Raw genomic sequence first — 11956 nt, forward strand, 5'->3', positions numbered from 1 at the left:
GCAGGTCCTAGGCGCGGCGCTTCGCAATGAACGTCCAGGCGTTCTTGTTGTAGGAGTTGTCGTACCCGAAGTCATCGAGGATCAGGTCGCGAATGCGGATCACCTCGACCGGGCCGAACTGTTCCTCGATGAGTTCCTGAACCTTGGTGCGGCTGAGGACATTCCAGAAGTACGTGCGCACTGGACGTACGTGGTGCTCGGGAGCGTCTGTCATGCTGAAGAAGGTCAAGAGCAGACGCTTGTCCGCCAGGCGGCAAGCCTCTGAGACGGCCTTCTCCATCGCTTCGATCGACATGTGCTCGAAGAGGTCGAACACCACGACATCGTCATAACTACGGTCGGCATACGGCAGTTCGTGCACGCTTCCGACCTGAAAGTCCACACCGGGGAAACGGCGCTTGGCGTTGGTGATGTTCTTGTCGTTGAGGTCGACGCCGGTGTAGTCAAGATGCTTGGCGATGCCATAACGGTGGAAGAAGCGGTAGTCGTTGGCCGAGCCACACGCGAATTCAAGAACCTTGCGTGGCTGATCCACAGTCCGGTCCGCGAGCGTTGCCGCCCATTCCTTCTCGAACTCGCCCTGCCATGGGCGGATCGCCTCGGCCACTTCGAGGACCTCAGCCCGCTTGGCGTCATCGAGGTAGGAGCCCATCGTCACACCAAGCTCGTCGGCGCGCTTGTGGAGTGCCTTGGTCGCCTTGACGCAGTGCTCCATCTCGCGGTGCTTCAGGTCGCTGAAGTCGTCGTCGAAGAGAACGTCCACGAGCAAGTGACGCGCCATGATGCTCTGCGCGTTGACCTGTGGGTTCTGGAACCCGCTGACCAGGTAGGAGTCCAGCGCGTCGGGATCGTGCTTGGCCCAACTTGACTTCAGTGTGCGCTGTTCCTCGTTGACATCGGTCGGTCGTCCCTTGGCGCTAGGCCCCGCATGCTGAAACCCGGGAGCGGAGGTCGCGCGCTTAGGCGCTGCAGCGACCGGAGCCGCGCCGGTCTGAACTGCGTCCGGCTGCTTGCTCGGGACTCGATTCTTGACCTGGCGCAGGACCTTGCCGGCAACCGCACGACGCCGACTGCCCGGTGGAACGAATTTGTCTAGTGAACCCATACTCTGTGCACCCCTGTGCCGCTTGATGTAGTAGTGGTTCTGGGTGAAGTTACCCGATCTTGTAGGCCAAGATAAGGATTTGCGACCTTTCGAGTGTTTCCACCATGCCCGGCCGAGCGGCTGTCACACTGTCGCCCATGTCTACGCGCACAGGTCGCCCCATCGTCCTCCTTTCGACCGCAGCCCTCGCCCTCTCCGTTGGTGTCAGCTCGCCGGCTACTGCAGATCGGAACCGGCCTCAGTTGAGCCCCGAATCCGGAGTCATGATCGGTGCTTGTTTGTCCACGTCGAACCTCCCGTATGAGGAGGACTTCCTACATAAACCCCAAGCCGGGGAGTTCATCCGGCAGGGCGGTTTCGAGCCTCTCCTGACTCGCTTCGCGGCGAAGTTGTGCCGCGAGAAGTCAGGGTCGTCGGCGCAACACCTGGTAGAGCGCACTTCGCGGGTGCTGTGGCGTACGGCTGTGGATCGGGCGCAGGGGCGCGTCGAGATGGGCACCTTGAGCGCGGGTGACGACCGGCCGCTTTATTGGACCCGCTTGTCGATGGTCGCGGCGCTACGCCAATGGTCGCCGAGTTCACATGTGAAGAGCGGGCAGCGACAGCGACTCATCGACACCGTGGACCGAATCAGCCGTGGCCAAGACGACATCAAGTTCTCCGGCAGCAAGCGAACCAAGCGCGTGTTGGTGACCGGGTTTGACCCCTTCACCCTGAACCGCGATGTGCGGCAAGGGAACCCGTCGGGTGCAAGCGCATTGGCGCTCGACGGTCAGACGATCCAGACAAAGGCCGGCCCGGCCCGCGTAGAGACCGCCGCATTCCCGGTGCGGTGGCGTGACTTCGAAAAGGGAATGGTTGAGCAGGCCCTGTTGCCGCACTTCCGACCAGGACGTCGACAGGTCGATGCTTTCGCTACGACGAGTCAGGGACGCGAAGGCATCTTCGATCTGGAGCAGAGCAACGGCGCCTGGCGCGGCGGGTACAACGACAACGAGGACGTTTGTTATCGCGGCATCGTGCCCATCCCCAAGAAAACCCCGACCGTACGTCCGCAGCCGCAGTGGGTCCCGACCACTCTGCCCACCGGCAAGATGACGGCGGCCGATACCGGAGCCTTCCCGGTCAACCACAACACTGAAGTTGTTGAGGTTCCAGGGACGACCCCACCCGAACCAGTCACCACCGCGTGTCCGGCGGGCGCGAGCCCCGGCACGACCCGGCCGGACGGTCCGACGGCCGGTTCGCAGGCGCGATCCGGTGGCGGCGGGGACTACCTGTCCAACGAGATTGCCTATCGAGCGACCCTGCTGCGCGATGCGGTCAAGCTCCGCGTGCCTGGTGGACACATTCACACCCCAGTGCTCAGCGGCCTCGCGACCGACCAGAACGAGTTGACGTCACCGGCCTTCGAGACCAATCGCACGTCGATCAATGATCAGGTGAGATCACTGCTGCGGGTCGGAGTCGGGACGTTGGGACAGAGCGACCGTGGCTGAGCGGCAGGCCGAGGCCAGCCCCGCAGCAGGCACGAAGAAGGCACTCCTCGGCGCCATGTTCCTGATGGCTACTAGCGCCATCGGACCTGGATTCATCACGCAGACAGCAAGTTTCACCGCGCAACTTGGTGCCGCCTTTGCTTTCGCGATTGTGGTCTCGATCCTGCTGGATGTCGCGATCCAGACCAACGTGTGGCGGGTCCTTGGCCTGTCCGGACTCCGTGCGCAGGAACTCGGTGAGCGGGTCGCCCCTGGGCTGGGCGTCGTACTGGCGGTCTGTGTCGTCGCCGGAGGTATCGCCTTCAACATCGGCAATGTGGGCGGCGCCGGTCTGGGTCTCAACACGCTGACCGGGTTGAACGTCAAGGTCGCGGCACTGGTATCGGCAGCGATCGCCGTCGCAATCTTTCTCGTCCGCCGCGCGGGCGTCGCGATGGACCGCATCGTTGTCGTCCTGGGGGCGTTAATGATCATCCTGACGACCTACGTCGCCTTTGCGAGCGACCCGCCAGTCGGGGATGCCCTCAAGCAGGCTGTCGTTCCAGACACCGTGGACTTCCTCATCATCACCACACTGGTTGGTGGAACCGTTGGTGGTTACATCACCTACGCCGGTGCCCACCGACTTATCGACTCCGGGGTCACGGGTCGAGAGAACCTCCAGGCGATCACGCGCGGTTCGCTGACGGGCATCGGCGTCACCGCCGTGATGCGCGTGGTGTTGTTTCTCGCGATCCTGGGTGTCGTGTCGGCGGGGGTTTCACTATCAGAGGCCAACCCCGCAGGTTCTGCCTTTGAGTCGGCCGCGGGCGAGGTCGGGCTGCGGCTCTTTGGTGTGGTGCTCTGGGCCGCGGGTATCACCTCGGTGATTGGAGTGTCATACACGTGCGTCTCGTTCGTCACGAGCTTCTCGCGCGGTTTGGAGCAGCGCCGGAACTATCTCGTCGCCGGGTTCATTCTGCTGTCGATTGTGCTGTTCCTGATTCTCGGCAAAGCTCCGACCACGGTGCTGATCCTTGCTGGTGCGATCAATGGGCTCATCCTGCCCGTCGGTGTCGGGGTGATTCTGTGGGCAGCCTGGCGCCGCTCGCACGACTTGCTTGGCGGCTATGTCTATCCCAAGGTTCTGCTTGGGTTCGGGGCGCTCGCCTGGGTGCTGACGATCTGGCTGGCCTGGAAGTCGTTGGCCGGGATCCAGGACCTATGGTCGTGACATGACTCGTTTGTTCACGCGGACCATAGGCGAGCAGGGGCCGCGGATTGCGTTCTGTCATGGCCTCTTTGGCCAGGGACGTAATTGGAATCAGATCGCGAAAGGGTTGGCGGATGACTTCCGGGTCAGCCTCGTAGATCTGCCTGATCACGGGAAATCACCATGGTCTGAGAGTTTCTCCTATGTCGGGATGGCCGACACCCTGGCGGCAGAACTCGGCGAACTCGCGCCTGGCGAGAAATGGACACTCGTCGGGCACTCGATGGGCGGCAAGGTCGCCATGCTGGTGGCCTTGCGCCACCCGGACTTGTTGGAGCGGCTGGGGGTCGTCGATATCTCGCCGGTGTCGTACGGCGGGCTACGCGCTTTCGGCAAATACGTGATGGGGATGCGCAGTATCGACCTGGAGTCGATCAGTAGCCGCAGCGAGGCAGAAGCCAGCCTGCAAGAACGAGTGCCCGATGCGACGGTCCGTGGTTTCCTGCTGCAGAACTTGCGCCGCGATGACGGCGGCTTCGCTTGGCAGATGAACCTCACGTTGCTCGGCGACTCGCTCTCGAAACTTGGCGACTGGCCCGCCGACGCCATCTCGACGGGAACGACCTACGGCGGGCCGGTGCTTTGGGTGGCCGGCGCCGAATCGGCCTATGTCACAACCGAGTACGACGATGCGATGCGGAGGCTCTTCCCGCGAGCTCAACTCATCACGATTAAGCGCGCTGGCCATTGGGTTCACTCTGAGCAGCCAGAAGTCTTCCTTGCGGTGCTGCGCCGCTATCTCACCGCCGACACCTAATCCGTGTCGCCGATGACGCGAGCCGAGCACGTCATCACTGCGAGGTCATCACCCGCTGCTCCTGATCCGCACGTGACCCATGGTGAGCATCCCCGAGCAGGTCGATTCGGACCGTGTGCACCGTTCCAGTGAAGGCGTTGTTCACGGGCGGGTAGTCCTCGCTGACCGGTGTGCTGAGGTCCACGCCGACATCCAAGGTTTCATCGAAGGAGAAGTAGTAGGGAATCGTCGAGTCGACCCGACCCTCACCCACTTGATCGCCATCGACGCTGAGCGAGACCGTGCCGCCCAACCCCACGTCGCCGCCGTCGTAGGCGAACGACATCGCGACCTCATGGCGGCCGGGGGTGAGTGCAGACGAACCCCGGATCGCGAAGTGCTGCAAGCCGAAGTAGTTGTAGGTGTAGCAGGGAATACCGTCCACGCAGTACAGCGACCATCCACCAAACCGGCCACCCTGGGCAATCAGCACGCCGTGGGCGGAGTCGTTGACCTCGATGTCGGCGGTCACCGCATGCGATCGATTTTTGATGTTGGGCGTGGTCTCTTCCGTGAAGCGGGTCATGCCGCCTCGGTAGGTCACTGAGCGCCGATCGCCGAGGAGGTCGAGTCTTCCTGCGAGGACAGGGTTTTCGCGTTCGGTCACGCGACCGTCGAGCGGGAAGACCCGGTGCTTGGCCGCCTCGATGACAAACAGACGTTGCAGTGCGGCAAGGCGCTCCGGCTCACTCGCGGCAAGATTCTGTGACTGCGTCCAGTCCCGGGAGAGGTCGTACAACTCCCACGTATCGTCTTCGAACCGTTTCGCCCCGGTCGAGACCATCTCCCAGGGGATGCCGTGGCGAGCGACGGCCATCCAGCCTTCGTGATAAATACCGCGGTTGCCGCACATTTCGAAGTACTGGGTACGACGTTCGTCGGGGGCATCCGGAGCGTTAAGGGTGTACGCCATCGACGTCCCCTCGATGCGCTGCTGCGGGACGCCATCCACGGTGTGCGGTTGGGGTAGTCCGGCACATTCCAGCACAGTTGGAAGGACGTCAATGACGTGATGGAACTGGTGCCGGAGACCGCCCGGCTCCTCGATGCTCTCCGGCCAATGCACGATCATGCCGTCGCGCGCTCCTCCAAGGTGCGAGGCGACCTGCTTGGTCCATTGGAAGGGGGAGTTCATCGCGACCGCCCACCCGGCTGGGGCGATGGGATACGTACTCGGATCACCAATCTGGTCGAGCTGAGTGATCATCTCCTCGGGGTCGTCGACGATTCCGTGCCCAAGCCGGTGCTCAACGACGGTGCCCTCCACGCCACCTTCACCGGATGCTCCGTTGTCGCCCAGGATGTAGATCAAGACCGTGTTGTCGAGTTGGTCGATGTCGGCGAGTGCGTCGACGAACCGGCCAACCTGGGTGTCGGCATGCTCGGTGAAGCCCGCGAAGGTTTCCATGAACCGCGCACTGAGTTGACGTTGGGTACGACTCAGCTCATCCCAGTGCGGCAGACCCTCAGTCCAAGGCGCGAGGCGCGCGTCGGGGGACACGACACCGAGCTCGCGCTGTCGCTCCAGCGTGAGTTCGCGTTGACGATCCCAGCCATGGTCAAAGGCGCCTCGATAGCGTTCCCGCCACTCTGGCGCCACATGGAGCGGGGCGTGCGAGGCGCCCAGAGCCAGGTAGGTGAAGAACGGGCGGTCGGGGGTGAGGGTGTGCTGCGCGTGGACCCAGTCGATTGCATGGTCGACCAGGTCCTCAGTGAGGTGGTAGCCGTCCTCGGGGGTTCGGTCGGGCTCAACGGGCGTTGTGCCGTCGTAGAGCAGCGGGTACCAGTGGTTCATTTCTGCACCCATGAACCCGTAGAAGGTGTCGAACCCCTCACCCGTGGGCCATCGATCGAAGGGGCCGACGGTGCTGATCTCCCGTGGCGGGGTCTGGTGCCACTTGCCAAAAGCACTGGTGCTGTAGCCGTTTGCCTGCAGGACTCGGGCGATCGTTGCGGCGCTTTGCGGTCGATAGCCGTGGTACCCCGGGGCCGAGGTCGCCATTTCCGAGGTTCCGCCCATGCCGACGGAGTGGTGATTACGTCCCGTCATCAACGCCTGCCGGGTGGGGGAGCAGAGCGAGGTCACGTGGAAGCGGGTGTAGCGCAAGCCGTCCTCGGCGAGCCGGTCGGCGGTGGGCATCTGGCACGGTCCGCCGAACGCGCTGGAGGTGCCGTAGCCGAGGTCGTCCATGAGCACGATGACGACGTTGGGCGCTCCGGAGGGTGGCTGCGTGGGTCGTACTGGTTCGAAGGCGCTGGCCTGATCCTGAATCCCCCATGCCGTGGTGGCCTCATGGTGCTGGTCTGGTTCCGGCAGGATGTGCCGGCCGCCACGAAACTCGGTCATGTCGCTCCTTTGAGGTCACGCCTTGGCGGCGTACGCCGAAACACGCCTGAGTGGCGACGGCACGCGCTGACCCCGGCTACGTTGTGGGTATGTCTGAAGTTATACACCTTCGTGGGCACCTCCTGATCGGCCCGGAGGAAGAAGCGAATGAGGCCTGGGTTGCCAACGGACAGTTGACCTTTGAGCGTCCACCCGTGAGTCACGACGTACGCACCATTGAGGGCTATGTCTTGCCTGGTCTGGTCGATGCGCATTGCCATATTGGCCTGGACCCCGATGGCATCTCCGCTGAGCGCGCCGAATCACACGCCGTCACCGAACGAGAGGTTGGCGCGCTCCTCCTGCGTGACGCCGGAAGCCCGGTCGACACCAGCTGGATGCATGAGCGCGAGGATCTTCCGCGGCTGATTCGGGCGGGACGTCATATTGCTCGTACCCGGCGCTATATCCGAGACCTCGCGCACGAGGTAGAGCCGGAAGACCTGGCAAGCGTGGTGCGCCAGGAGGCCCGACGCGGTGACGGCTGGGTCAAACTGGTCGGCGACTGGATCGATCGGGAGACCGGTGACCTGGGGGTGAGTTGGCCCGCGGAGACACTGCCCGGTGCGATTGCTGCTGCTCATGAAGAGGGAGCGCGCGTCACCGCGCATTGCTTCGGTGAACAATCCCTGCGTGACCTGGCTGCCGCGGGCATTGACTGCATCGAGCACGCGACCGGGCTGCAGGAAGATTCCATCCAGACCTTCGTGGACCAAGGAATCGCCATCGTGCCGACGCTGGTCAACATCGCGAACTTCCCAACCTTTGCCGACGCCGGGCAGGAGAAGTTCCCCACCTATTCGGCTCACATGCGGCGCCTGCATGAGTCGCGGTATGCGGTGGTTGGCGCCGCGCATGATGCCGGCGTGGCGATCTATTGCGGGACCGACGCTGGGGGCCAGGTGCCCCACGGACACGTCGCCGAGGAGGTCATGGAGCTCGCGAAGGCAGGGTTGACCCCGATAGAAGCCATCGGCGCGGCCACCTGGCGCGCGCGTGCCTGGCTCGGCTGTCCCGGTTTGGAGGAGGGGCAGAGCGCGGATTGTGTGGTCTACCAACAGGATCCGCGTCTTGACCTGACCGAACTCAAGCGGCCAATCGCAGTCATACTGCGTGGGCGCCAAGTCGGCTAGTCCGTAGACTCCGCGACATGCTTCCTGAGTTGAGCGCCCGTGGCGAACGCGTCGCGGTTGCCACCGTGCGGGCCGAGGATTTGGCGCGCTATCGCCTCGCGGTAGAAGCCTCGGCCGAACGACTTTCAGCCTGGAATCCGACAGACCCGGGCGATCTCGGCCGTCACCTGCAAGCACAGTCGGCGGCCCATCGCACGTTCATCATCCACGCCCTCGATCCAGTGGGCGCCCACGGCATTGTGGGAAAGGTCAACGTCACCAACGTGGTTCGCGGTCGGTTTCAGAACGGCACGATGGGGTACGACGCCTACGACCCATACGTCGGGCAAGGGCTGTTTCGCGAAGGTCTGGAGCTGGTCGTGGGGCTGGCCTTCACGCCAGAACCGCACGGCATGGGTCTGCACCGCGTCGAGGCCAACGTCCAGCCGGGCAACGCAGCCTCGGCAGGAGTGCTGCGCTCGTTGGGTTTTCGGCGCGAGGGGCACATTCCCGACATGCTGTGGCTCACGGACTCATCGGGGTCGACAGCATGGCGGGATCACGATTCTTACGCGGTGACAGCGGGGGAGTGGCCAGCGCCGGCGTACGCCCCACACCGCCCGGCGCGCAGCATCGTGCTGGTGAACGGACTCCCTGGGGCTGGTAAGACGACGCTGGCCCGTCGGCTGAGTCAGGAACTGGGGGTGCCGCTGTTGAGGCATGCCGATTTTGGCTCATCGATCTGGTTGGCCCTTGGAGATTCTCCGGTGGGCGCGGTGCTCGACGTCGATGATGGCGACGCGCCGCGAGCAGACCTCGGTCCAGCGTTGGAGGTGAGGTGCATCGCAGGTCGAGGCACAGCGACCCGTGACGCAGCGAAGGTTGTGGTCGACCTGAGCGTGCCGGTGACCGACCGGCAGATCGCAGACCTCGCGCTGCGGGCGCGGGCCCTCGCCACGGGCGCGCGTTGAGTGGGCGTGTCGTGCTAGTGAATACGCTTCTTCACTAGCACGACACGCCGACTCAGGCACAGGTCGGCGTTACTTCACGCTGAACGGAACGGTGATGACCGTCTTGTCATCGACCTTGAACTCGCACTTGTACTCGCCCTTGGGGTAGCCGGACGGTGCGTTCGGGGCCTTGAGGTGGACGACTGCTGCGCCACCTTCAAAACTCTGCGAGAGCGTCGTGGACTTTGGACCAACCGGGGTCTGGAGTGTCGCATCGACCTTGCGGCCCTTGAGGTCGGTGATGACGGCGCTGCAGGCGAGACCGGACGGGTCGGAGAAGCTCGAGGTGTTGGACGTGCAGTGCGTGACCTGCTGCTCGGTATACATCGAGGTCGGCTCGCACGCCATGCCCTGCGTGGCCTGACCTTCGTTCCCGGAAATCTTGGCCTCACCAATCCAGGACTTCCCGCCAGCGCTGAATTTGCAGGCATAGGTGCCACCGGGCAACTGGAGCTTGCCGACCGAGAAGTTGAGGAAAAGCGTGCCCACGGCGGCCGTACGGTTGGTCGACGCCGAATAGACCTCAGTGCCATCGCGGAAGAGCTCAGCCTTGACGCTGCCGCGGACATCGTCTGGAAGGTCTGCCGAGCAATAGATCACGCTGCCGCTGACTGAGCTGCTGGTGGACTTGCACACTCGGGCCGAGGTGTCGGCGCCACTCTTGTCGCACAACTTGACCAGGTCACTGCGCGTCCCCGGAACCGTGCTGGACGCGGCGCTGGTCGCGCTGGCGGCCGAAGACGTACTTGACGATGAACTGGTGGAGGAAGACGAATCTTCGCTCGAGCTTGAGGGCGTCTCGGCCGAAGCACTTGCAGTGGCCGACGGCGCTGCCGACGTGTTCTGGGTCACGGTGGGGGCATCGCTGCCACAGGCGGTCAGTGTCGTGAGGGCGAGCACGCTGATTGCGACCGCAGCGCGGGTCGACACGGCTGCGCGAATTCGTTGGGTCATGGCATCACCATAGAGAACTGGCGCTGCAAAATTCTCACAGCGCCAGTTCTCGGGCGGCCAGATCAGGCGGCGGAACCGTTGCTCGAGGCCTCAGCCACCTGCTCAGACTGCCGCAGGTCGTCGGGCTCCAACGGACCCTGCATGCGCAGTGGCCGCTCTGCGAGGTAGCGGACGTAGGCGTACGGGGTGAAGAAGCCAGGCAGGTAGTCGCCCATAGCGCTCTGCTCGAGCACATCGCGCGCGTACTCGACATGCTTGACCTGCTCCTCCGTAGCAGCCCGAGTCAGCACAGCCACCTCCTCGTCGATCACTCGGCGAACCAGGTCAGGCGTGACCTCAGGTCCTTCGGCGAGTTGCGAGCGGTGGTGGAGCCACTGCCACAACTGCGCACGCGAGATCTCGACGGTGGCCGCGTCCTCCATCAGGTTGTCGATCGCGACGGCGCCGGTGCCTTGAACCCACGAGGCGAGGTACTGCAGCGCAACCGACACGTTCGTCCGCACTCCACCGAGGCTGATCGTTCTCGGAGTGCCATCCAAGGACACGAGATCGCCTGCGGTGATGGGGCCGTGACGGAAGTCCCGTTGGTGGGTCTTTCCGTCCAGGACCGAGTCGTACGCGGCCTGGGCCGTTTCGACCAGGAACGGATGCGCAACCCACGAGCCGTCGAAGCCCTCTGCGGCCTCGCGCTCCTTTTCGCCGCGCACCACCTGCAACGCGCGGTGTTGTTGCTCGTCGTTCTGTCGCGCTGGGTTCACTGCGGCCGGGCCGCCGATCGCGTAGGCGCCACGACGGTGACACGTCGAGACCAGCAGTTGGGTGTACGCGCGCATGAACGGTGTTGTCATCGTGATGTGGTCGCGGTCAGGGAGCACAAATTCATCACCACGGTGAGCGAAGGTCCGGATGAAGCTGAAGATGTAGTCCCAGCGCCCCGCATTGAGGCCAGCGGCGTGCTGGCGAAGTTCGTACAGGATCTCGTCCATCTCGAAAGCGGCCGTGATCGTCTCGATCAACACGGTCGCCCGCACGGTGCCCTGCCGAATGCCGAGCTCGTCCTGCGCCATCACGAAGATGTCGTTCCACAGCCGAGCCTCTTCGTGGCTCTCGATCTTGGGCAGGTAGAAGTATGGGCCGCTGCCACCTTCGATGAGCGCCTGCGCGTTATGGAAGAAGTAGAGACCAAAGTCGAGCAAGCTCGCGGAGATCGGCCGACTATCGATGCTGACGTGCTTCTCACACAGGTGCAGCGCGCGCGGACGCAAAATGATGGTCGTGTCGCTGCCAGTCGCCTGATGGGTGGTCCCATCCTCGGTGTAATCCAGGGCACCGCGGACCGCGTCATAGAGGTTGACCTGGGCGGAGATCACGTTCTCCCAGGAAGGCGCCGTCGCGTCTTCGAGGTCGGCAATCCACACCTGGGCGCCAGATTCCAGTGCGTGCACGCCCATCTTGCGGGTGGCGGGAGCGATCAACTCGCAGCGGCGATCGCGCAGCCCCCGACCGGGAGGCGCAACAGACCACGTGTCGTCCTGCCGCACGCCCCGGGTCGCGGTCAGGAAGTCAAGGTCCTCGCCAGCGCTGATACGTCGAGCGCGTTCGCGCCGTGCCTGCAACAACTCGGCGCGGCGACCGGCGAAGGCCGAGTCAAGTTTAGAGACGAAAGCAATCGCCTCAGGGGTCAGAATCGAATCGAATCGCGGGTGCATCGTGCCGCGGATCTGGGTGGTCATCACGCCCTCCTTCGAGGAGACGTCCGGGGATGGAAAAGGACCTGGGTCCCGCTGGCCGGAGCCAGTTGACCAGCGGGACCCAGGTGGTCGATCTCGGTCGATCTGAGTA

The 11956-nt window shown here is 63.9% G+C and carries 10 protein-coding genes; 6 read left to right on the top strand and 4 right to left on the bottom strand.

Features of this window, described 5'->3' with window-relative positions; translation table 11 throughout:
- Window positions 1-7: 7 nt before the first annotated feature.
- Entirely contained in the window at window positions 8-1105 is a 1098-nt protein-coding gene (locus F562_RS0103355; RefSeq protein ID WP_018155515.1) for a class I SAM-dependent methyltransferase, read from the bottom strand.
- A 137-nt stretch (window positions 1106-1242) separates the two neighbouring features.
- Between F562_RS0103355 and F562_RS17915 the strand changes: the two genes are divergently transcribed.
- The 3 genes from F562_RS17915 to F562_RS0103370 are packed head-to-tail and all read left to right on the top strand — an operon-like array spanning window position 1243 to window position 4613.
- A complete protein-coding gene (locus tag F562_RS17915; RefSeq protein ID WP_156822497.1) occupies window positions 1243-2604 on the top strand; it encodes a pyroglutamyl-peptidase I in 1362 nt (453 codons plus the stop codon).
- Window positions 2597-3817 carry an NRAMP family divalent metal transporter gene (locus F562_RS0103365; protein ID WP_018155518.1) on the top strand — a complete coding sequence of 407 codons (1221 nt, stop codon included), beginning with the start codon at window positions 2597-2599 and terminating at the stop codon, window positions 3815-3817. The genes F562_RS17915 and F562_RS0103365 overlap by 8 nt, the downstream gene beginning before the upstream one ends.
- A gap of 1 nt (window position 3818) precedes the next feature.
- Window positions 3819-4613 carry an alpha/beta fold hydrolase gene (locus tag F562_RS0103370; RefSeq protein ID WP_018155519.1) on the top strand — a complete coding sequence of 265 codons (795 nt, stop codon included), beginning with the start codon at window positions 3819-3821 and terminating at the stop codon, window positions 4611-4613.
- Between the two features lie 34 nt (window positions 4614-4647).
- Here the strand turns inward: F562_RS0103370 and F562_RS0103375 are convergent, their stop codons facing one another.
- The gene (locus tag F562_RS0103375) at window positions 4648-6999 is read right to left on the bottom strand and encodes an arylsulfatase (RefSeq protein ID WP_018155520.1); all 2352 of its coding nucleotides are present in this window, start codon (window positions 6997-6999) and stop codon (window positions 4648-4650) included.
- Between the two features lie 89 nt (window positions 7000-7088).
- On the opposite strand from F562_RS0103375, the gene F562_RS0103380 reads away from it, so the two are divergent.
- Window positions 7089-8171 carry an amidohydrolase family protein gene (locus F562_RS0103380; protein WP_026180969.1) on the top strand — a complete coding sequence of 361 codons (1083 nt, stop codon included), beginning with the start codon at window positions 7089-7091 and terminating at the stop codon, window positions 8169-8171.
- A gap of 17 nt (window positions 8172-8188) precedes the next feature.
- Complete coding sequence (locus F562_RS21000) at window positions 8189-9121, top strand: GNAT family N-acetyltransferase (RefSeq protein ID WP_018155522.1); 933 nt, start codon at window positions 8189-8191, stop codon at window positions 9119-9121.
- 69 nt (window positions 9122-9190) lie between these two features.
- On the opposite strand, the gene F562_RS0103390 is transcribed toward F562_RS21000, so the two are convergent.
- Window positions 9191-9796 (bottom strand): hypothetical protein, encoded by a 606-nt coding sequence (locus F562_RS0103390; protein WP_156822498.1) that lies wholly within the window; start codon window positions 9794-9796, stop codon window positions 9191-9193.
- Between F562_RS0103390 and F562_RS0103395 the strand changes: the two genes are divergently transcribed.
- Window positions 9783-10127 (top strand): hypothetical protein, encoded by a 345-nt coding sequence (locus tag F562_RS0103395; RefSeq protein WP_018155524.1) that lies wholly within the window; start codon window positions 9783-9785, stop codon window positions 10125-10127. The two genes, F562_RS0103390 and F562_RS0103395, sit on opposite strands and share 14 nt — an antisense overlap.
- A gap of 49 nt (window positions 10128-10176) precedes the next feature.
- On the opposite strand, the gene aceB is transcribed toward F562_RS0103395, so the two are convergent.
- Complete coding sequence (gene aceB / locus F562_RS0103400; protein ID WP_018155525.1) at window positions 10177-11847, bottom strand: malate synthase A; 1671 nt, start codon at window positions 11845-11847, stop codon at window positions 10177-10179.
- Window positions 11848-11956: the final 109 nt, after the last annotated feature.

The organism is Demetria terragena DSM 11295, from assembly GCF_000376825.1.
Lineage (GTDB): Bacteria > Actinomycetota > Actinomycetes > Actinomycetales > Dermatophilaceae > Demetria > Demetria terragena.